At 47.1% G+C, this 22,249-nt stretch carries 19 protein-coding genes and 5 tRNA genes (1 of these 24 cut by a window edge); 13 read left to right on the top strand and 11 right to left on the bottom strand.

Going from position 1 to position 22,249, the window contains the following annotated elements:
- Positions 1-9: 9 nt before the first annotated feature.
- The 6 genes from sigW to NYE42_RS01095 form a co-directional block, all read right to left on the bottom strand.
- Positions 10-573, bottom strand: a complete 564-nt coding sequence (gene sigW / locus NYE42_RS01120; RefSeq protein ID WP_003156766.1) for an RNA polymerase sigma factor SigW — start codon at positions 571-573, stop codon at positions 10-12.
- 230 nt (positions 574-803) lie between these two features.
- Positions 804-875: transfer RNA gene (locus tag NYE42_RS01115), tRNA-Gln, on the bottom strand.
- 4 nt (positions 876-879) lie between these two features.
- A tRNA-Tyr gene (locus NYE42_RS01110) sits at positions 880-964 on the bottom strand.
- Between the two features lie 19 nt (positions 965-983).
- A tRNA-Thr gene (locus tag NYE42_RS01105) sits at positions 984-1,056 on the bottom strand.
- Positions 1,057-1,061: 5 nt separating this feature from the next.
- Positions 1,062-1,137, bottom strand: a tRNA-Val gene (locus tag NYE42_RS01100).
- Between the two features lie 3 nt (positions 1,138-1,140).
- Positions 1,141-1,212: transfer RNA gene (locus tag NYE42_RS01095), tRNA-Glu, on the bottom strand.
- A gap of 180 nt (positions 1,213-1,392) precedes the next feature.
- Here NYE42_RS01095 and NYE42_RS01090 point away from each other — a divergent pair.
- The 12 genes from NYE42_RS01090 to NYE42_RS01035 all read left to right on the top strand — a co-directional run bounded on the left by NYE42_RS01090 (position 1,393) and on the right by NYE42_RS01035 (position 14,952).
- The gene (locus tag NYE42_RS01090; protein WP_352426702.1) at positions 1,393-1,845 is read left to right on the top strand and encodes a DUF523 domain-containing protein; all 453 of its coding nucleotides are present in this window, start codon (positions 1,393-1,395) and stop codon (positions 1,843-1,845) included.
- 18 nt (positions 1,846-1,863) lie between these two features.
- Positions 1,864-2,340 carry a GNAT family N-acetyltransferase gene (locus tag NYE42_RS01085; protein ID WP_064107795.1) on the top strand — a complete coding sequence of 159 codons (477 nt, stop codon included), beginning with the start codon at positions 1,864-1,866 and terminating at the stop codon, positions 2,338-2,340.
- Between the two features lie 99 nt (positions 2,341-2,439).
- On the top strand, positions 2,440-3,369 hold the full coding sequence (gene murQ / locus NYE42_RS01080) for an N-acetylmuramic acid 6-phosphate etherase (RefSeq protein ID WP_015416693.1): 930 nt from the start codon (positions 2,440-2,442) through the stop codon (positions 3,367-3,369).
- A gap of 128 nt (positions 3,370-3,497) precedes the next feature.
- The gene (locus NYE42_RS01075) at positions 3,498-4,865 is read left to right on the top strand and encodes a PTS transporter subunit EIIC (protein WP_015239055.1); all 1,368 of its coding nucleotides are present in this window, start codon (positions 3,498-3,500) and stop codon (positions 4,863-4,865) included.
- 18 nt (positions 4,866-4,883) lie between these two features.
- Positions 4,884-6,167 (top strand): penicillin binding protein PBP4B, encoded by a 1,284-nt coding sequence (gene pbp4b / locus NYE42_RS01070; RefSeq protein ID WP_352426701.1) that lies wholly within the window; start codon positions 4,884-4,886, stop codon positions 6,165-6,167.
- 46 nt (positions 6,168-6,213) lie between these two features.
- On the top strand, positions 6,214-8,127 hold the full coding sequence (locus NYE42_RS01065) for a glycoside hydrolase family 3 N-terminal domain-containing protein (RefSeq protein ID WP_352426700.1): 1,914 nt from the start codon (positions 6,214-6,216) through the stop codon (positions 8,125-8,127).
- A gap of 15 nt (positions 8,128-8,142) precedes the next feature.
- A complete protein-coding gene (locus NYE42_RS01060; RefSeq protein ID WP_352426699.1) occupies positions 8,143-9,387 on the top strand; it encodes a DUF1343 domain-containing protein in 1,245 nt (414 codons plus the stop codon).
- 137 nt (positions 9,388-9,524) lie between these two features.
- Positions 9,525-11,120, top strand: a complete 1,596-nt coding sequence (locus tag NYE42_RS01055) for a helix-turn-helix domain-containing protein (RefSeq protein WP_352426698.1) — start codon at positions 9,525-9,527, stop codon at positions 11,118-11,120.
- An 87-nt stretch (positions 11,121-11,207) separates the two neighbouring features.
- Positions 11,208-12,164 carry an ABC transporter substrate-binding protein gene (locus tag NYE42_RS01050; RefSeq protein WP_352426697.1) on the top strand — a complete coding sequence of 319 codons (957 nt, stop codon included), beginning with the start codon at positions 11,208-11,210 and terminating at the stop codon, positions 12,162-12,164.
- Positions 12,165-12,183: 19 nt separating this feature from the next.
- The gene (locus NYE42_RS01045) at positions 12,184-13,191 is read left to right on the top strand and encodes an iron ABC transporter permease (protein WP_007408022.1); all 1,008 of its coding nucleotides are present in this window, start codon (positions 12,184-12,186) and stop codon (positions 13,189-13,191) included.
- A 1-nt stretch (position 13,192) separates the two neighbouring features.
- Positions 13,193-14,203, top strand: a complete 1,011-nt coding sequence (gene feuC / locus NYE42_RS01040) for an iron ABC transporter permease FeuC (protein ID WP_032870282.1) — start codon at positions 13,193-13,195, stop codon at positions 14,201-14,203.
- Entirely contained in the window at positions 14,200-14,952 is a 753-nt protein-coding gene (locus NYE42_RS01035) for an alpha/beta hydrolase-fold protein (RefSeq protein WP_352426696.1), read from the top strand. The genes feuC and NYE42_RS01035 overlap by 4 nt, the downstream gene beginning before the upstream one ends.
- Here the strand turns inward: NYE42_RS01035 and NYE42_RS01030 are convergent.
- The 5 genes from NYE42_RS01030 to NYE42_RS01010 all read right to left on the bottom strand — a co-directional run bounded on the left by NYE42_RS01030 (position 14,941) and on the right by NYE42_RS01010 (position 20,934).
- Positions 14,941-15,882: a bile acid:sodium symporter family protein gene (locus NYE42_RS01030; RefSeq protein WP_094031904.1), complete on the bottom strand. Its 942-nt coding sequence runs from the start codon at positions 15,880-15,882 to the stop codon at positions 14,941-14,943. The two genes, NYE42_RS01035 and NYE42_RS01030, sit on opposite strands and share 12 nt — an antisense overlap.
- Positions 15,883-16,032: 150 nt before the next feature.
- Positions 16,033-17,466: a SulP family inorganic anion transporter gene (locus NYE42_RS01025; protein WP_095061746.1), complete on the bottom strand. Its 1,434-nt coding sequence runs from the start codon at positions 17,464-17,466 to the stop codon at positions 16,033-16,035.
- Between the two features lie 231 nt (positions 17,467-17,697).
- A complete protein-coding gene (locus NYE42_RS01020; RefSeq protein ID WP_251257361.1) occupies positions 17,698-18,744 on the bottom strand; it encodes an alcohol dehydrogenase catalytic domain-containing protein in 1,047 nt (348 codons plus the stop codon).
- Entirely contained in the window at positions 18,719-19,669 is a 951-nt protein-coding gene (locus NYE42_RS01015; protein ID WP_060562965.1) for an inositol monophosphatase family protein, read from the bottom strand. Before NYE42_RS01015 ends, NYE42_RS01020 begins: the two co-directional genes overlap by 26 nt.
- A complete protein-coding gene (locus NYE42_RS01010) occupies positions 19,666-20,934 on the bottom strand; it encodes an aspartate aminotransferase family protein (RefSeq protein WP_251257362.1) in 1,269 nt (422 codons plus the stop codon). Before NYE42_RS01010 ends, NYE42_RS01015 begins: the two co-directional genes overlap by 4 nt.
- 228 nt (positions 20,935-21,162) lie before the next feature.
- Between NYE42_RS01010 and NYE42_RS01005 the strand changes: the two genes are divergently transcribed.
- Positions 21,163-22,249 carry the 5' portion of an MFS transporter gene (locus NYE42_RS01005; RefSeq protein WP_224463254.1) on the top strand. The gene runs 125 nt beyond the window's last position, so 1,087 of the gene's 1,212 nt are visible here — the first part of the coding sequence; the start codon lies at positions 21,163-21,165; the stop codon falls past the right edge of the window.

Below are 22,249 nucleotides of genomic sequence, written 5' to 3'. Positions count from 1 at the left end.
TCACCCCACTTAAAGATCCCTCAATTGTTTTCTAAGAGCCTCTCTGCCTCTGTGTATCCTTGTCTTGACGGTGCCGACAGGGATATTCAGAATCTCCCCGATTTCAATTAAAGAGAGTTCGTCAATATACTTTAATACAATAACCGTTCTGTACTTGTCAGGCAGCTTTAAAATCTTTTTCTGAATTGTGTCCGACAGCTCCAATGACAATACGGCGTCTTCAGGGAGAACCCCGTCCGCGGCGATCTGCGAATACATCGTCAGCCCTTCTGCTCCCGCTACTTCTGCGTCCAGATAGTAATCAGGCTTTTTCTTGCGGATGCGGTCAATGGTCAGGTTGGTCGCAATTCTGTAAAGCCACGTTGAAAACTTTCTGTTGATATCGAAACTGTCGATATTGACATACGCTCTGATAAAAGCTTCCTGCGCAATATCTTCCGCTTCGTGAACATTGCCGAGCATGCGGTAGCAAAGCTGGTAAATCTTATCTTTATAAAGGTCAACGATTTCTGCAAACGCATTTTGATCGCCTTTTTTGACTTGCTTGATTCTTTTTTTAATCAGGTTTTCCATGTTTTATCTTACCTCTGCCCTTCACCGGTCTGTATCTATACGTTGATTGTTTTAAAAGGTTTCATTTTTTTATTACATTTATTTTACCAAATTTCAGGCAGGGTGTAGATGGAAAATACAGAATATACTGCCTTAACAGCAGCTTAAAAATAGTATATCTGATGAACAATCAGAAATCGAAACAAAATGCTGATAAAAAAAAGACACCTTTATGCCAAAGGTGTCTGAGACTGGGCTAGCTGGATTCGAACCAACGCATGACGGAGTCAAAGTCCGTTGCCTTACCGCTTGGCTATAGCCCAAAAATGGTGGAGGGGGGCAGATTCGAACTGCCGAACCCTGAGGGAGCGGATTTACAGTCCGCCGCGTTTAGCCACTTCGCTACCCCTCCGTATTTTTTTGAAAAACAGTGCCGGCCAGAGGACTTGAACCCCCAACCTACTGATTACAAGTCAGTTGCTCTACCAATTGAGCTAGGCCGGCAAATATGGTGGAGGATGACGGGCTCGAACCGCCGACCCTCTGCTTGTAAGGCAGATGCTCTCCCAGCTGAGCTAATCCTCCATATGACCCGTACGGGATTCGAACCCGTGTTACCGCCGTGAAAGGGCGGTGTCTTAACCGCTTGACCAACGGGCCGTTGTGTCCGCGTCGAGCTGACAAAAGTTATTATATACAGGTTGTACCCCATTTGTAAAGAGAAAAATTATTTTTTTTATTTTCAAACTTTTTTACCCGTTTTTTAACTGAAAAACTCATCCCTCCTCTCTTATTTCATTTATGATGAAAGTATCAAAATATTGAAGGGAATGGACACAGATGATCTTAGTCAACTCTTGTCTCGGCGGTATCGAATGCAGGTATAACGGCTCTCACGCCGCTTCGGAAAAAATCCGCAGACTCGTAGAAGAAAAGAAAGCTGTTATGGTCTGCCCCGAACTTTTGGGCGGCTTCACCACTCCCCGCGAACCGGCGGAAATCATCGGCGGCACGGGCGAAGACGTGCTGAACGGAACAGCAAGAATCGTAACGGCATCAGGCGAAGACGTTACGGCTTTATATATGGATGGCGCGGAAAAAACGTTAGCATACGCAAAAGAAATAGGCGCCGCAACGGTCATCCTTAAAGAAAACAGTCCGTCCTGCGGCAGCAGCTTTATCTATGACGGCACTTTCTCAGGGAAAAAAATAATCGGAGACGGCATCACTTCCGCTCTTTTAAAACGGGCAGGCTGCCGTGTTCTATCAGAAGATGAATTGGATCAATTATAAAAAAGGAGAGTAGATATCATGGATGTAGCCCTGTCCTTTTATAAACCGGAGCATGCAGACGGACTGAACGGGTTTGTGCTGAGTGAAGAAGATAAAAAGTTCACAGCTCTGCCGATAGATGTACTGCCGCAGGCTCTTGTCATCCGGGATCGCTACCCGACAGTCATTTTAAATGAAGACCGCCCCGTCGGTTTTTTTATTTTACATACCTCAAAAGAAACCATTGCCCCGTATTCGAATAATGTGTCTGCCATTTTGCTGAGTGCGCTGTCCTTACATGCGCCGCATCAGGGAAAAGGTTATGCCAAACAAGCGATGCTGCAGCTCCCCGCTTTTGTCGCAAATTACTTTCCTTGGTGTGATGAAATCGTGCTTGCTGTAAACCATCGCAATCATCGTGCAAAGAACCTGTACCGGTCTTCCGGTTTTATTGATAAAGGTCGTCGCAGGATCGGCCCCATCGGTGAACAGCACATTCTGCATCATTTTTTGTGAAAGCGCTTGATTATCCATCTCATCCCTGCCGATTTTTCTTGAAACATCTATTCAGAAGCCCATATACTTCAAGTATTAACGACTTGGGAGGGTACAATCATGACAGACCGGCTTAACATTCACAGATTGACCACAGAAACCAGAAATCCGCAGACCGCTTCAATCCATCAAGCAGACACGATGGAAATTCTCCGCATCATTAACGAAGAGGATTTCAAAGTGGCTGAAGCCGTTCAGCAGGTGCTGCCCGATATTCAGATTGCCGTTCAATTCGCCCATCAATCATTACGGCGAAACGGCAGGCTGATTTATGCGGGAGCGGGCACAAGCGGCAGACTCGGTGTACTGGATGCGGTTGAATGCCCGCCTACATACAGCGTAAGTCCCGACACCGTCATCGGTCTGATGGCCGGAGGAGCAGACGCCTTTTTGCAAGCGGCTGAAGGTATAGAAGACAGCGAGGAAACCGGCGCTCTCGATCTCAAAACGATCGGGCTTACCGCAGAAGACACCGTGATCGCCATCGCGGCAAGCGGGCGCACGCCGTATGCGGCCGGTGCGCTGAAATACGCAAAAACAATCGGCGCCAAAACCGTCGCGCTCACATGCAATAAACACTCATTGATCAGCACTTATGCCGATCACAGCATTGAAGTCGTCGTCGGCCCCGAAGTGATTACAGGGTCAACACGAATGAAAGCGGCGACGGCACATAAAATGATTCTGAACATGATTTCCACGGCCGTGATGATCAAAAGCGGCAAAGTGTACGAAAATTTAATGGTGGACGTTCATGTCAGCAACGAAAAATTGAAAGAACGCGCAATCGGCATTATCCAAAGCATCACGGGCGTTCCGTACGACAAGGCAAAAGAAACGCTTGAGGCCGCAGGCAGCCATGTCAAAACGGCAATCGTCATGCTGAAGACGAATTCAGACGAAACACACGCGAAGGCACTGCTCAAAGAAGCAGACGGCTTCATTGACAAAGCCATTGAACAGCACGTTTCAAAAGAAAAAGAACGCTGATCGTTCTTTGGTGAAAAATAATGTGCTTTTATGAGCCCGCGCCGTTTTCATGATCGGCGCAGGCGCTTTTAGGACGCGTTTCAGGCACTGCTCCCCGGGAAAAATCGCACGGAAAAAGGAGGATCTCCATGAGCAAAGAGGCATTTTATCAGTCACTGGCCAAAGATATCCTGGACAATTGCGGCGGTTCATCGAATATTTCAGGCTTTACCCACTGTATGACACGCCTGAGGATTACACCTTTAGATCAGGACAAAACGGATATTGAGGCGCTGAAACGGCTTGACGGGGTAATAGGCGTCGTCGAAGCCGAAACACTGCAGATCATTCTCGGCACGGGTGTCGTCAATCATGTCGCCGACGCTTTCGCAAAACTTATGTCATCCGGAAAAAACATTGATTTAAAAGAAGCCGCCTCACGGAAAAAAGCCGATCTCAACAGAAAAAACACCACACCCATCACACTGTTTCTGAGAAAAATATCAAGCATCTTCATTCCCCTTATTCCCGCACTCATTGCATCAGGTTTAATCACCGGTATTACGAAAGCCGTCATTCAGGCCGGCTGGCTCCCGAAAGAATCCCAAATCGCACTTATTTTAACGGTTATCGGTTCAGGCTTATTCGCTTACCTCGGCGTCCTTGTCGGCATCAATGCGGCGAAGGAATTCGGCGGGACACCTGCGATGGGCGGCCTTGCGGGCATATTGATCCTTAACCCTGAGATCGCCAATATCAGTTTGTTCGGAGAGAATCTGCTCCCTGGCAGGGGAGGATTAATCGGCGTTCTTTTCGCTGCGGTTTTTATCGCTTATACCGAACGGTTTATCAGAAAGTACGTCCATCAATCCATCGACATTATCGTCACGCCTACATTGTCTTTACTTATCACCGGGCTGGTGACATATGTCGTTTTTATCCCTGCAGGCGGTTTTATTTCTGATCTGATTACATCAGGTTTATTGTCGCTGCTGAATGTCGGGGGAGTGCTCTCAGGGTTTGTACTGGGAGCCGCCTTCCTGCCGCTTGTCGTCACCGGCCTGCATCAGGGCTTGACTCCCGTACATTTGGAATTAATCCGATCAATCGGAGATGACCCGCTTCTTCCGATTCTCGCGATGGGAGGCGCGGGTCAAGTAGGGGCGGCCTTCGCCATCTTTATGAAAACAAAAAAAGCCTCATTGAAAAGAGCGATCGGCGGAGGACTTCCATCCGGTCTGCTCGGAATCGGAGAGCCGCTCATCTTCGGCGTCACGCTCCCGCTCGGCCGGCCGTTTTTGACGGCGTGCTTAGGGGCGGGAATCGGCGGCGCCTTTCAAGCCCATTTTCAGGTGGCTACTTTTTCAATCGGTGTCTCCGGCCTTCCGCTCTCGTTTCTCGTACAGCCGGCTCAAATCGTTTTGTATATCATCGGTCTCTTCATCTCTTACGCGGCGGGCTTTGTCTTCACTTATGCGTTCGGATTTAAGGATGACATGGCTGCTGAATTTGAATAAACCGGGAGGGATCAGAATATGAAAACACTGACAGCCGCCATACTCACAATGGTCATCAGCCTCTCTTTTCTGCCGCAGCACAAAGCCGAAGCCCAATCCAAATTATACGACGCAGCAAAGCTCAGAAAGGTTGATCAAATGATTGAAAAAGACATTGCAGCAGGATTCCCCGGAGCCGTCCTCGTCGTCGTAAAGGACGGACGGGTGATCAAAAAGAAAGCATACGGCTACAGCAAAAAATATGACGGGAACACCCTTTTATCCCGTCCGAAAAAAATGAAAACATCAACCATGTTTGATCTAGCTTCCAATACAAAAATGTACGCGGCGAATTTTGCATTACAGCGACTCGTCAGCCAGGGAAAGCTTGATGTGTATCAAAAAGTCTCGGCTTACCTTCCTGATTTCAAAGACAGAAAAAGCGATCCGATTCAAGAAAAAGACCGCATTCGCGTCATCGATGTGCTCCAGCATCAATCCGGTCTGCCGGCAAGCTTTTATTTCTATCAGCCGGACACCGCAGGCCCTTTGTATTCACAAGAACGGGATAAAACGATCCGTTTTCTCACTCAAATCCCGCTTGCATACAAACCGGGAACAAAACACGTATACAGCGATATCGGTTACATGCTTCTCGGCTGCATCATTGAAAACATAACCGGAAAAACCCTTGATGCCTATGCGGAACAAGAACTGTACAAACCGCTGAAACTGACGCACACACTGTTCAATCCGCTGCAAAAAGGCTTTAAAGAAAAATCATTCGCAGCTACTGAACGTTTAGGCAACACACGTGACGGAGTCATCCATTTTCCTCACATCAGGACGTATACGCTGCAGGGGGAAGTTCACGATGAAAAAGCATTTTACTCAATGGGAGGGGTGTCCGGCCACGCCGGGCTGTTTTCCAGAGCTGATGACATGGCCGTCCTTCTTCAAGTCATGCTGAACGGCGGCAGTTATAAACACGTTTCTCTCTTCAATAAAAGAACGGCCGATTTGTTCACAACGGCGGCATCCTCTGATCCGACTTTCACTCTCGGCTGGCGGAAAAACGGCAGCCCGAATATGGAGTGGATGTTCGGCCCTTATGCAAGCAGGCAGGCATACGGCCATACGGGATGGACCGGCACAGTCACGATTATTGATCCCGCTTATAAGCTGGGGATCGCACTTTTGACCAATAAAAAGCATTCCCCCGTCGTCAGTCCCGGTGAAAACCCGAATGTTTTTGAAGGGGATCTTTTTCCGACCGGAAGCTACGGCAGCATCATAAAAACGATTTATGAAGCCATTGAATGACAACCCATGTCTTTTTTCCAAACTATGACGGCAGGAGGGCACCATCATGAAACTTGTTATCTCAGCTGTATTACTGTTGTTCATTGTTTTCGGCACGCATCATGTATCGACAAAACCGGACATTCCGTCACAGGCGGAACAAGCGGTATCCCGTATGACATTAGATGAAAAATTAGGGCAGATGCTCATGCCTGATTTTCGCAATTGGCAAAAAAAGGGGCAGTCATCACCTGAGGCTCTTACCCAAATGAATAAAGAAGTCGCAGGGCTTATTCAAAAGTACCGGTTCGGCGGCGTTATCTTATTTGCAGAAAATGTGAAAAACACTGAACAAACAGTACGCCTGACAGATGCCTTTCAAAAGGCGAGCCCTGACATTCCGCTATTATTAAGCATTGATCAGGAGGGCGGCATCGTAACTAGACTTGGTGAGGGCACTCATTTCCCAGGCAATATGGCGCTCGGAGCCGCTAGAAAAACAGCCTACGCGTCCCAGACCGGCGCCATTATCGGGAAAGAACTGAAAGCACTGGGCATTAATACGAACTTCGCTCCCGTTCTCGATATCAATAATAATCCCGGAAACCCTGTCATCGGCGTCAGGTCGTTCAGTTCAGACCGAGATCTGACAGCTTCACTCGGTCTTGCCTCAATGAAGGCTCAGCAAAAGCAGGATGTCGCTGCCGCCGTCAAACATTTCCCGGGACACGGCGACACGGATGTCGACAGCCACTACGGCCTTCCGCTTGTCACCCACAATCAAGAAAGGCTGCGTCAGATTGAACTTTATCCGTTCCGGAAGGCCATTCAGGCCGGAGCTGATATGATCATGACAGCCCATGTGCAATTTCCCGCGTTTGACGATACAACCTATAAAAGCAAGCTGGACGGTTCAGACATCCTCGTACCCGCCACGCTCTCGAAAAAAGTGATGACTCATCTTCTCCGTGAGGAAATGGGCTTTAACGGCGTCATCGTCACGGATGCATTAAATATGAAAGCCATTGCCGATCATTTCGGCCAGGAAGAGGCGGTCGTCATGGCCGTAAAAGCAGGCGTCGATATTGCCCTGATGCCGGCCCAAGTGACATCGCTGCAAACGGAAAACCGCTTTGCCCGGGTTCATTCCGCTTTAAAAAAGGCGGTACAAAAAGGGGATATTCCGCTGCAGCAAATTAACAAATCGGCGGAACGCATCATTTCCCTGAAAATAAAACGAGGGATATATCCCGCACCGAAAGAGACAAATCTGAAAAAGAAGATTGCAAAAGCAAAGAAAACCGTCGGCAGCAAAAATCACCTGAAAGCTGAAAAACAAATCGCGGAAAGGTCCGTCACCGTCTTACAAAACAAAAACCGCACGCTCCCATTCAAACCGAAAATGAACAGCCGCGTTCTCATTGCCGCTCCATATGAAGATCAAACAGCGTCAATGGAACAAACCATTCGCCAGCTCATCAAGAAGAAAAAAATCCGGCCGGTAACCATCAGTAAAATGAACTTCGCCGAACGCACATTTCATGATGAACACAAAAAGCAGATATCTGACGCTGATTACGTGATTACAGGCTCATATGTTGTGAAAAATGATCCTGTCGTAAACGACGGCGTGATTGACGATTCCGTCACAGATCCCGGCAAGTGGACGACTGCATTTCCGCGGGCCGTCATGAAAGCCGCACAATCGAACCAAAAACCCTTTGTGCTGATGAGCCTGCGTAATCCATATGACGCTGCGAACTTTGAAGAAGCTGAAGCCCTTATCGCAGTCTACGGCTTTAAAGGATATACAGACGGACAATTTCTCCAGCCAAACATTCCGGCAGGCGTTGAAGCGATATTCGGACAGACAACACCGCAAGGCAGGCTGCCCGCTGACATTCCTTCCGTCACGCATCCGGGAACGACACTGTATCCTTATGGTTTCGGTATCAATCTGAAGACCGGAAAACCGCTTTAAACAGGAGGACTGATCATGAAAACACAAACGGCTGCGCTTCTTGCCGGATTAGTCGTCATCAGTGCCATGACGGCAGTCTCGGCGGCTTCTGACAGAAACCTTCATACCGCCAAGAAACCAAGCATCCAAACAGGCATCGACCGCCTGCTGAAAGATTATAAACAGGAACTGAAGGGAAAAAGGGTCGGGCTGATCACCAACCCGACCGGTGTGAACAATTCATTGAAAAGCAGCGTTGACGTGCTGTATGAGGCACCAGACATCCATTTGACGGCATTATTCGGACCGGAGCACGGTGTCCGCGGCGATGCTCAGGCCGGAGACAAAGTCACATCGTATATAGACGAAAAAACAGGGCTTCCCGTCTACAGCCTGTACGGGGAAACGAGGAAACCGACGCCTGACATGCTGAAAGATACAGATGTACTGATTTTCGATATTCAGGATGTCGGAACGCGATACTACACCTACATTTATACAATGGCCTATGCAATGGAAGCGGCAAAAGAAAAAGGCATTCCTTTTTATGTCTTGGACCGGCCGAATCCGCAAGGCGGACGAAATCCGGACGGCCCGGTTCTTGAACCGGATTACGCTTCATTTGTCGGACTGTATCCGATCCCGCTGAAGCACGGCATGACGATCGGTGAGCTTGCTCTTTTATTCAATAAAGAGTTTCATATTGGCGCCGACCTCACCGTCGTAAAAATGAAGCGCTGGAAGCGGACGATGACGATTGAAGATACCGGTCTGCCGTTCGTCCTCCCTTCGCCTAATATCCCGACCCCGGACAGCATATTCGCATATTCGGCGACAGGACTAATCGAAGGCACAAACGTATCCGAAGGAAGGGGCACGACAAAGCCGTTTGAACTGATCGGCGCGCCTTATATGAAAAGCACCGAGCTCGAAGAACGCCTGAACAGTCTCAAGCTTCCGGGCGTCACCTTCAGAGCCGCATCATTTATCCCCAGCTTCTCCAAGCACCAGGGCAAGCTGTGCCACGGCGTACAAGTCTACGTAACAAACAGAAACACATTTGAAGCGACAAAAACAGGGCTTTCCATTCTGAAAACCATGCATGACTTATATCCGAATGACTTTTCATTCTTGATGACAGGCTCTTTTGACAAGCTGATCGGTAACGGCTGGGTACGCAAAAAAATAGAAAAAGGCACTTCCATTGAAGACATCACCGGCACATATCAACGCCGGCTGGAACAATTCAAAACTCTAAGAAAACAATACCTCATATACTGACAACATTCGTGTTACACGTGTAACATTTTGACGCATTTCACATTTCCGCTTTTTATAGGAAAACATTCATTTATTTGGTACAATTTAAATGATAACAGTTATCATTTAAATGAATGTTTCCTAAAAGGTGGTTTCTCATGAAAAACACATTATTCTTTCAGCCCATTGATATCATCTCCGTAAAAAAAACAGCCGACCTTCTGTCAGAGCATCAGCTCACTGATTCCCCCGTATTGATCTTTCATGTGAAAGGCGAGGGACAAATTGATATCGGAACAGACAGCTTTCCGCTGCAGAAGGAAACGCTCTACATCTGTCCTTGTGATGAGACATTCAATATTGCCCCTATACCGTCAGGCGGCATCCATTTGTATATCGTCAGACTCCGTGTTTTCTCCTATTCATCAGATGATGAAGCGATGCTTCCGGATAACGGGGAAGACATCTTCCACGGACTTCAGCAAATGAATTTACAAACGGTTGATCATTTGACAAGCCGGCTTCAGTCACTTTCTGAAAATGCGCGATCGGCGGATGGATTGCAGAAAATGAAATATACAGCCGACTTTCAGCAGCTGATGTACGACCTTTATGCCGCAAAAGTATGCCATCAAAATAATACGAAAGCGGCGATCGAACAGACAAAACAATTCATACATGCTCAGTCCGACACAAAAATCACGCTCACCCAGCTCGCTCATATGGCGGGAATCAGTCCCAAGCATTACAGTGAAACCTTTAAAAAACTATACGGGCAGAGCGTAACTGAATATATCACAGACATCCGCATAACCAATGCGAAAAAACTGATGGCCAAGGCAAACTGCAAACTGCGGGAAATCGCTCATCAAATCGGCTACCAAGATGAATTTTATTTCAGCCGCATCTTTAAAAAACATACCGGCAGCTCACCCACAAGCTATATGAAAAAAAGGCGCACAAAAATGGCCGCGTACGGAAAAGAAACGATGGGGCATCTGATTCCTCTGCATCACGTGCCTTATGCTGCGGCGCTGCACCCGAAATGGACGGCCTATTATTACAAACAATTCTCTTCCGATATTCCGGTTCACCTGAGTGCTTACCGCTATAATGCAAATTGGGAAGAGAACCTGCACACGCTTTCCCAAGCTGCCCCGGACATCATTTTCAGTCTTGATTCTGTCAGTGAAGAAGAAAAACAGCGCCTGAATGACATCACTGACGTTTTTTACCTTCCGGCTCAAAAGAATTGGAGAGACCAGTTTCTTCGCACAGCCGCATATTTGAATGAAGAGCAGGAAGCGCGGCACTGGCTTAAAGCTTATCAAAGTCTCGCCCATTCAGCGAAAGATGCTCTGAAACACGTGCGGCATCAGCGGTTCTTATTTGTCCGTGTATATAAAGAAAATATGTACATCGCCCATAACAACAGCATTGAGGATGTCTTCTTCGGTGATTTAGGCTTTGCCTCCGCAAAACCGGAATCTTTTGCTCCTGACGAAAAGATTTCCTTGGACATGCTGGCGGATTGCCAGGCTGACTGCATCATGCTTTTCACTTGTAAAGAACCGGAAACGCTTCGTTATTTTCAGCGGATTCAGCAGACCGGGATATGGCAGAACCTTAGAGCCGTCAGCAATAAACGCGTGTTTCCCATATCATCTGACCCGTGGATTGAATATTCTCCAAGCGGACATCAGCGGATGATCGAGCAAAGCATTTCCATTTTATCCGAAGATCGTCCATGGTAATGCCGGAAATTATCCATGGTCTTATCCCTGTTCATTCTCTATAATTCCAATTGATAATAGTTATCAATTGAACAGGAGGAACAATAGATGAAGAAATTGGCATTCGCTTTCATGATTTTGCTTTTGGCTTTCACGGCCGCGGCTTGCGGAAGCTCAGAAACATCTGATACAGCAAGTAAAGGAAAGGACGCTTCTTCAGATAAAAAGAAAATCGAATATCTCGGAAAAACATATGAAGTCAAAGCGCCGACTGACAAAATCGCCATTACAGGCAGCGTAGAATCAATGGAAGACGCCAAATTGCTTGACGTTCATCCGGCAGGGGCAATTTCTTTCTCCGGCAAATTCCCGGAACTGTTTAAAGATATTACAGATAAATCCGTATCTACGGGAGAAAAAATGCAGCCGAATATGGAAAAAATTCTTGAGCTGCAGCCGGACGTCATTCTGGCATCAACCAAATTCCCGGAAAAAACGTTGAAAAAATTGAGCGGCACCGCTGAAACGATCCCTGTCTCTCATATCTCATCATACTGGAAAGAAAACATGATGCTGCTCGCCCAGCTTACAGATAAAGAGAAAAAAGCGAAAAAAATCATCGCAGATTACGAACAGGACCTGAAAAAGACAAAAACAAAGATCAACAGCAAAGCGAAACAGTCAAACGCGCTGGTCATCAGAATCAGACAAGGCAATATTTATATTTATCCTGAACAAGTATATTTCAACTCCACGCTTTACGGTGATTTAGGCCTGAAGGCGCCGGACGAAGTCAAAGCGGCGAAAGCGCAGGAACTGATTTCTCTTGAAAAATTAAGCGAAATGAACCCTGACCATATCTTCGTACAATTCTCTGATGACGAAAACGCAGATAAGCCGGACGCTTTGAAAGACTTAGAGAAAAATCCGATCTGGAAGAGCCTGAAGGCAGTCAAAAAAGACCATGTATACGTCAATACGATTGATCCGTTAGCCCAAGGCGGAACCGCATGGAGTAAAATCAGCTTCTTACAGGTTGCGGCTGACAAATTGACTCAAGACTAATAAAGAGTAGGTTTTTCACATGTATGCAAAACGGCGGACACACATGATTATCATTGCTTCACCGATTGCCATTGTTCTGTCACTGCTGCTTTCCGTTTTATACGGCGCAAAGCAGCTTGACATCCATACCGTGTTCTCCGCATTGCTGCACTTTAATCCGGAGAATACCGACCATCAGATCATATGGCATTCAAGAATCCCGAGGGCTGCCGGCGCTATGTTTATCGGCGCAGCCCTTGCTGTTTCCGGAGCGCTCATGCAGGGAATCACACGGAACTATCTGGCCTCGCCTTCAATCATGGGTGTGTCGGACGGCTCCGCTTTTATCATCACCCTTTGCATGGTATTGCTCCCTCAATCGACATCCATTGAAATGATCATATACTCGTTTATCGGTTCCGCATTCGGCGCCGCTCTTGTTTTCGGGCTGGCCTCCATTCTTCCCGGCGGTTTTACCCCGGTGCAGCTTGCCATCATCGGAACGGTGACCAGTATGCTTCTCAGCAGTCTGTCGGCTGCGCTTTCGATTTATTTTCAAATTTCGCAGGATCTCAGTTTTTGGTACAGTGCGAGACTGCATCAAATGAACCCTGATTTTTTGAAACTGGCCGTCCCGTTTTTTGCGATCGGAATCATCACGGCCATGATTCTCAGCAAAAAGGTCACTGCCGTATCATTAGGAGACGACATTTCAAAAAGTCTGGGACAGCAGAAAAGAACCATCAAACTCATGGCGATGGCGGCCGTTGTCATATTGACCGGAAGCTCGGTGGCACTCGCCGGAAAAATTGCCTTTGTCGGTTTGGTCGTTCCGCACATCACACGTTTTCTCGTCGGATCGGACTACAGCAGGCTGATCCCATGCGCGTGCATCATCGGCGGCGTCTTCCTGACCCTTTGCGACCTTGCCAGCCGATTCATCAATTATCCGTTTGAGACGCCTATTGAAGTTGTCACTTCTATCATCGGTGTTCCTTTCTTTCTTTATTTGATTAAAAGAAAAGGAGGGGATCAGCGTGGTGCGTAAAATGGCCGGAATTTATATCATTCTGATTGCTCTCATATTGCTCGTAAGCTATTTCAGCATGACAAGCGGTTCTTTTTCCGCAAAGCCGGGTGAACTGCTCAGTACCCTTTTCCGCATCCATCCGAATCCGCAATATGACATTTTGCTGTTTCAGCTGAGGCTGCCGCGCATTGTCATGGCTGCTGCCATCGGGCTCGGATTGGGGATAGCCGGAGCCGTTATTCAGGCCATTACCAAAAACGGTCTTGCCGATCCCGGTATTTTGGGCATTAATGCAGGAGCCGGAGCCGGAATCGTCACGTTTATGCTTCTGTTTCAGGGACAATCTGAAGCGACGGCACTTGCCTCTGCGATGGGTATGCCTGTCTTCGGCCTCATCGGAGGATTGATGGCGGCCGTGCTGATCTATATTTTCGCCTGGCACCGGGGGCATCTGGAATCGGGCAGAATTATTCTCGTCGGGATCGCCATGAATTCCGGATTCAGCGCGCTGTCTTTATTTCTTTCATTAAAAATGGACCCGCAGGATTATGAGATGGCGATGGTTTGGAAAAACGGCAGCATCTGGTCGGCAAACTGGATGACCATTACGGCGATCCTTCCGTGGCTGATCGTGTTCATTCCTCTGCTTATGGCGAAAACGTCATTGCTGGATACCATTCGTTTCGATGAGGACACGGTGAAAAGCCTCGGTGTTTCAACCAATAAAGAAAAAACGATTTTACTCATTGCCTGCATCGCTTTGATCAGCGCATGTGTAACCGCAGCGGGCAGCATGGCATTTGTCGGACTGATCGCGCCCCATATTTCCCGCAGGCTCGCCGGGATTGAGCACAGATACTCATTACCGGTCAGCGGATTGGTCGGTATGCTCCTCGTCATATCCGCCGACTTTGCGGGCAAATTGTTCTTTCAGCCTTCAGAAGTGCCGGCGGGAATTATTCTTGCGATTCTCGGCGTTCCTTATTTCTTTTTTCTTCTGTTTAAGCAAAAGAAGGGGCTGGATGCATGAGAGGCACCCTTACAGAACACCGGATAAACGGAAAGGAATGCACTGTGTATCTTCCTCCCCCCTATTCGGTTCAAACAGGGGCTTTACCCTGTGTGTACGTACTGGATGGGGGTTCTTTGTTTTTAGAACAGAGGGATAAACTTGAATCCCAATTTGCGAACGGAACACTTCCCGAATTGATTTTCATCGGCATCAAACCGGCTGACAGGCTCGATGAGTACACGCCGTGGCCCGCGCCTTCCCTGACCCCTGCGTTTCATGATTTCGGCGGCAAAGGGAGGCTCTTTCTCGAGGAGCTGACAAATGTCATCATTCCTACTGTTGAAGATATGCATCACATTTCTGCACATCCGGAAACGAGAGGACTGATCGGCGCGTCATTAGGCGGACTGTTTTCGATATACGCGATGCTCCAAAAGCCTGAAATATACGGCAGAATCGGTTGTATTTCCGGTTCCTTCTGGTATGAAAAATCAGCAGATTATGTCCGCTCCGCATCTTTGCGTCCGGCACGGCGGCGTATCTTTATGTCTGTCGGCAGCCGCGAAGCTGAGCATAAAAACAACATCCAAAACAACATGATCCGACAAAATAAAGACGTGCATGAAAGCCTGAGGCAAAAAGGCTTTTCTCAATCTCAGCTCTTTTTCACTGTTGAAGAAGGCGCCGTGCACCATCAAGAAGCATTCAAACGACAATTCAATGCAGCACTAAGCTGGCTGTACGGAAAAAACCGCTCACGTAGCTGAGCGGTTTTTTTCATACTTCATCACGACCGGCTTAAGTTCAAAGCGTCTCAGCAAATAGCCGAACAAAGCAGCAAGGATTTGCTGAAAAAGCATCCCGATGACAACCGGAACCGCCACTTGAGACGGAAAAAAAGAAACGGCGAGAACGGCTCCGGCGCTGATATTGCGCATGCCCCCCGTATAAATCAGAGACACAATTTCATCCTGGCTCCGCTTCATCAGCCTTCCGATCAGCCATGCCACGGCATAACCCGTCATGGCAATAAAAAATACCATGCCTGCGATGCCCGCAAATTTGATATCCACGTGCGTGACATACGGCGCGATTTCCGAACTGTTAATGGCAATGACAATCATCAGACAGATTTTTGAAAAAGGAGACAGCGACCGGCTTATTGCCTGAGTCCTTACCGGCGGGGAAAACTGGTTGACTATCATCCCTGCGATGGATGGAATCACCACCATCTCCGCCAGCCCTTTCATCATTCCCCACACATCCATCTGAACATTCGCCCCGGCCAGGACAGACAGGCTTAACGGTACGATAAAAGGAGAAAGCACGGTATCAACCAGGATAATAGACAGCGTCAATCCGACATTCCCCTTATACATCGCAGCCCAAATCAAACTCGTAATTCCGGTCGGAATCACCACACCCATAATCAGCCCCGTCACAGTTAAAGGGTCACCGCTGAAAATCAGATGGCCGCTTCCCCATGCAAAAACAGGCATGAAAATATGCAGAACAAACAATGCCATGATCATCGGGAGCGGCTTCTCGATACTGCGCTTCAGCGAATGAAAATTGGCACTCAGACTGCCCGTAAATGTAATAAATGCAAATATCCACGGCACAGCGCCGGCCATCCAGCTGATATGCTGAGATAACAGCACACCCGCCGCCACACTTGACGGAGTCAAAAGCGGCATGATTCTCCCCAACACTTGGTTCAACTTCTGTAGCCACATCATATGCAAGTCTCCTATATACGGTTTTCAAATCTCATTCATTATAACAATGCAAACCCACAAATTTAACCGAAAAAAAGCCCGGATATATTCATCCGGACTTCACAAATTCTATGCCATTTGTTTCATTAAATCTCGGCTTTTCTGATTTAATCCCTTTAATTCAGCCTCAATTCCGTATTCTTTACATTTGGCGACAATTTTCTCAAGAGCCGCCGCTCCCGAATCATCCCACACGTGGGCATCGGTCAAATCAATGACAATCCGCTTCACGCCTTCATCATAAACGATGGCATTCATCAGTTCAGACACGGAAGCAAAAAAGATCTGTCCCGTTACCTTATAAGTTCTGACATCTTTCTGTTCGGAATGTGACACAATCTTCAGCTTAGAAATTTTCGCCGTAAAAAAGATCGCGCTTAGCAGCACACCCGCGAAGACACCCTTTGATAAATCATTTGTCAGGACGACCGTCACGACGGTAATAACCATAACGATCGAATCAGTAAGGGGCGCTTTCCGTAAACCTTTAATCGATGACCAGTCGAACGTGCCGATGGACACCATAACCATCACGGCCACCAGCGCAGCCATCGGAATTTTCACGACGATACCGCTTAATACGGCAATTAAAAACATTAAAAACGCTCCGGCCGTAAAAGCCGATAACCGGCCGCGTCCGCCGGCTTTCGTATTAATGACAGACTGGCCGATCATGGCGCATCCGGCCATGCCTCCGAAAAATCCGTTCACAATATTGGCGATGCCTTGTCCGCGGCTTTCTTTGTTCTTATCACTATCCGTATCCGTCATTTCATCAATGATCTGGGCTGTCAGCAATGACTCGAGCAATCCGACGAAAGCAAGCGCCAGAGAATACGGGAAAATAATCCGCAATGTCTCAAACGTCCACGGAACATCCGGTATCAAGAAATGCGGAAGTGAACTTGTAATCCCGCCCATATCACCGACCGTGCGGACATCCGCATGGAAGACCACCGCAATGATCGTCATGACAATAATCGCCACCAGCGGAGACGGCACAGCCGTCGTAACCTTCGGCAATAGATATATGATAGCCAGTGATCCGGCAAGCATGGCGTACATGACCCATGAGGCTCCTTTGAACTGGGGCAGCTGCGCAGAAAAAATCAAGATCGCCAAAGCATTCACAAATCCGATCATGACCGAACGCGGAATAAATTTCATCAATTTCGCTATCTTACTGACACCAAGAATAAATTGAATAATACCTGTCAAAATGGTTGCCGCAAACAAATACTGCAGCCCGTAATCAGCCACCAATGTCACCATGACAACCGCCATTGAACCCGTAGCGGCTGATATCATTCCCGGTCTGCCGCCGAAGATAGAAATAATAATCGCGATACAAAATGATGCATAAAGGCCGACCATCGGATCGACACCTGCAATAATTGAAAATCCGATCGCCTCGGGGATCAGAGCGAGGGCAACCAGAATACCGGCCAGAATATCTTTACGGACATTCCCGAACCATTGCTGCTGTAACGTATAATCTTTCAAATGATAACGACTCCTTTTCACTATAAAAATCCGCACCCTATCAGTTGGAAACATTGATTTTCATCTGGGGAATATGAGGCAATCTTACGGGGAAAAAGAGGACACGCTCAGAGTATAATGTCGTTGAGGAAAGGAATTGTTAACAAAGAGTATCATATTAAACTTTAATGAAATGTGCAAGACCGTATAAATAAGAAAAGAAAACGGCCCTCACTGGAGCCGTTTCCGCTTTTATAAAAGTTCCGGATCAGACACAAGAATCGTTTTTATTGCGCTGATATCCTTTCTTTCTTTTGTCACCGGGTCGATGCCCATGAGATGATCAATGGCTTCTTCATAATTCTTCAGTTCCGTCTTTTCCGTAATAAGATCATAGAGCTGCGGAAGGTCGGACGCGCATGCTAACGCGGCTTCCATGATCTGGCGGGCTTCACCTGTGCCTACAATCGTCACGCCGTTTGACAGCAGCTGGTACGGCCTGACCGTCATCTCATACGTATCATCAAAGCCCATCGGCACGATTCTGCCTCCCTTTTCAATAAAAGGATAAGCCCAATCAAGCTGATTGCCGATCGCGTCAAAAATCACATCAAATTTTCTTCCTTGATTAATCCGTTTCACTTCATCCACGGTTAATGCTTCAGGGTGGTAGACATAATCAGATATCCGGCTTGCCGCCTCGCTTCGAAAACTGCCTATTTCAGTCGCAACCGTCAATCGCGCCAGTTTTTTCACCATCATTTGCACAAGCAGTCCGATCGGTCCCGACCCCAAAACCAAGACCGAGTCCTCCGGTTGAATCGAAGCCTTGTCCACAACATTCAGCACACAGGAGAGAGGCTCAACCAATGTGGCCCGCTCCCATTCCATTGAATCCGGAATTTTGTACATGAACCTGTCTTCCCCCACGTAATATTCCGCAAACGTTCCGTGCGCCCCGATTCCGAGCTGCCAATCCTCGAAGGTTTCGCAATAACACGTCAGCCCTCTCCGGCAATAATGACATTTCCCGCAAAACTGCGTAGGATCTATCACGACGCGGTCTCCGACTTTTACATTTGTCACGTCCGGTCCGATTTCCACGACCGCTCCCACCGATTCATGCCCCATAATCATATGATGGGTTGCATTCATTTTTCCTTTCAGCACATTTAAGTCCGTTCCGCAGATACCGGTGCCGAAAATTTTCACTTTCACATCATTGGATTTCCGAATTTGAGGCTCGTCCACCTCTTGATATTCAAGCTTATCATTAGGAGTCCAGACCAACGCCTTCATATTTCTCTTCCTTTCTGCCCCAGCGGATTTGGTCTAACAATGTTTGATGAAGCTCCTTCGTTGATGCCGCAATACATGATTGCTGATTCTGATAACTTAAATCTGTCAGAAGCGTTTCGTCCAAAGACCGGCCGTACGCATCCGTAATGACCACTCCCGCCTTCTTCGCCAAAAAGACGCTTGCGGCAATATCATAAGGAAACAAATGCAGCACCTGCCCGTTCCCGACCTGCTGAAAATCTGAAAGCAGCTTCGGATCATCTTTCAGCAGACGATTGCCGATATCCACATAAGCATCCATCTGCCCCGTGATAATTCGTGAAATCGAATAAGAAGCGCTGTTGAAAACAAAAACCCCGCCATTATTGGCCGACTGGTCAATCAGATGGCCGTATGCGTCCGTCATCAGCTGCGCCGGATGCCCGTTAAATTCAAGGCTCCAAAACATATTTTTAATATCCCGCACTTCGCTCAAATTCGGCAATTCTCCATGATACCCTTCAAAATGAATGGCATCGCTGTATATATCACCGTACATATAAGCGCCTGATTTCAATTCAAGTAAAAAAGCAAACTCGATATCCTTAATCTTTGCGTTTGGCTTATACGAAGCAAGCGCAATCGAAATACACGACATTTCAAGTCCCGCGGCGGCCGGGCGCGTTCCGTCTATCGGATCTACAATTAAAATATATTGCGGATCTTCTCCAATCAGCTTCAGGCCGCCATCCTCCGTGTAAAAAGCAACCGGATGGCCCTTTTCTTGAATATAATCCAGCACCGCCTCCTCAGCAGCGGCGTCTATGTTAAATTGGGCGTCGCCTCCCGGAGAATAGCCGTTTACGAGCCGGTTTTTCAGCGTGCCTTTTTGATTTTTCACCTTTTGATAAACAAATTGTCCAAGCTCAATGATATAGTCTCTCACTTGATTTCCTCCAATAGCTTGCGAAGTCTGTAGCAGAGCACTTCGGCTTCACTAAGTGTTATGGTTAAAGGCGGACGGATTTTAAATACATTTCCGAATCCGTAACGGGATGTCCGGAGAATCAGCCCGTAATCCATTGCCCGTTTAGCAATATAATTGGTCAGCTCCACATCCGGTTCATTGTTCTCTTTAACAATCTCCACACCGATCATAAGACCGACGCCTCTTACCTCAGAAATAAAAGCGAAATCCTCTTTCATCGTTTCTAAGCGATCCATAATATAATGACCGACCGTCGTTACATTTTCCAAAAATCCCGGACGCTGCATGATATCTATGGTTTTACAAGCGGCAGCGGCGGCCATCACATTTGAGCCGTATGTGAAGGAGTGCGTATACCCCGGAAGCCCGGTATACTTGTCCTCCGTCAGAGTGGCGGCGACTTGAAAGCCTGTGCCCCCGAGCCCTTTTGCTACCGTCATCATATTAGGTTTCACATCGAAGTGGTCCGCGGCAAACATTTTACCCGTCCGTCCGAACCCGGTCTGAATTTCATCAAAAATCAGAGCGATATCATGTTCATCACAAAGCTTTCTCAGCTGTTTAAAATACTCTTTAGGCGGAACGACGTTTCCACCGTTTCCGGATATCGGTTCAATAATCATGGCGGCAATTTTCCCATTGCTCGCATACTCAATAAAATCATTAATTCTTTCTACGCACAGCATACCGCATGAATCAGATTTCTGATTATAAAAACAGCGGCTGCAATAGGGATCGGGGACTTGCAGGCCAAAAGAAATTTGCGGCGGGAAGGGTTCTTTTCTGAATGAGTTGCCGGACAAAGCGGAAGTCATATACGTTTGTCCGAGGTGGCTTCGAAATAAGGAGATGACATCGGTTTTTCCGGAGTAATACTGAGCCATTTTAATAGCTCCTTCATTTGCACCGGAACCGCTGCTGACTTTAGGGTGTACTTTTGTGAGATTATCGGGGGCGATTTCTACTAGTTTTTCTGCCAGTTTATTTACGGCGTCTGTTTGAAAAGATGATGTTACATGGATCAGCTTATCGGCTTGTTCTTTAACCGTATCAATGACCTCTTTGTTACCGTATCCTAAATTCAAGTTAAACGTGGCAGAGGCGCAATCAATGTACTCATTTCCCTCTTGATCGTACAGGTAAATCCCTTCCCCGCGCTCCATTACTACATCGTCAACACTGTAATACAAGCTGTCTGGATTCGTGATTTCCTTCGTTCCCACAAATACCACCCCTATGAAATTATTAGAATTTCGCTTTTTATCGTATAAATTATTGAAAATAATGTCAACGATCTTTCTTGTAAAAAATGTTAACAATTTGTTAACGTTACCATAAGGGATGTACGAGAAATAGTTATGTGATATAGTAACAATACTTGGATTTTTTGTAAAAATATCATGTCATACGAGTAGAGAGAAATATGATTTTACCAATAAGGAGATAAAATGATGAAAACTCGTCTGCTGTGGATAAGCTGTTTTTCTTATGGATCGATTGCTTTTACACTTGTTATTCTGGGAGCCGTACTGCCTGAGTTACTCACACATTATTCACAAAGCTACAGTAATGGCGGAGTATTGGTATTCTCTCAGTTCATGGGCTTTCTCATCGGTGTCATCGGAATGCCTTACATGGTGAAAAAGCTTGGGCGCAAAAACGTCGTTATCTTTGGCCTGGCACTCATCAGCTGTGAAATGTTCATCACCTTCCTGCCGCCCTGGCCGCTGCTCTTTCTTCTCGTCAGCATCGCGGGACTTGGCGCCGGATTGGTGGAATCCTGTGTAGGCACGATCATCCTCACCGCTATTAAAGAAAGACAGGCTGTGGCCATGAGCAAGATGGAAGTGGCCTACGGATTAGGTGCGCTGTTCATGCCTCTGCTCTCAGGCTTTCTTATCAACAACCACATGTGGACAATTGCTTTTTTAGTATTAGGGTTATCCAGTTTTGCACTCTTAATCGCATGGAGGCAGATGAGTTTCGGCAGTATTGATCAGCTTCTCATCCGCAAAGAGGTCTCTTCCGATGACACTAAAAAAGAAAGCACCGGTTATCGGTCACACGGATTGCTGTTTATTGCCTTGGCGGGTGCTTACTTCTTCTTTTACGGCGGCAGTGAAGTTTCCATTGTACATTTTATCCCCTCCATCTTCGCTGAGAAATGGGATATCCCCAACTCTTTGGCAACGATAACAGTTACAGTGTATTGGACGGGGATGATCATCGGTAGGTTATTAACAGGCCCGGTATCAGAAAAGCTGACATATCACCGTTATCTCCGTCTCATAAGTATTGGCGGTCTAGCTGCACTTACTGTATTAGCATTAAGCAAAAACGTATGGTTCGGTTTTGCCCTTTGCTTCTTTTTAGGGCTGTTCATGGCAGGCATGTTTGCAATAGCCCTAATCATCACAAATCATTTTTATCCCGGAAAGACAGAAACAACTACCAGTATTCTGCTCGCTTCAAACGGATTAGGAGGTTCACTCCTTCCGATCGCCGTCGGCTGGAGCTTAGATGAATATCCCGCACAAA

Source organism: Bacillus sp. FSL K6-2865, from assembly GCF_040311405.1.
In the GTDB taxonomy this organism is placed as follows: Bacteria; Bacillota; Bacilli; order Bacillales; family Bacillaceae; genus Bacillus; species Bacillus velezensis.
The sequence above is the reverse complement of the archived record's forward strand: the minus strand, read 5'-3'. Positions and strand labels throughout refer to the sequence as shown.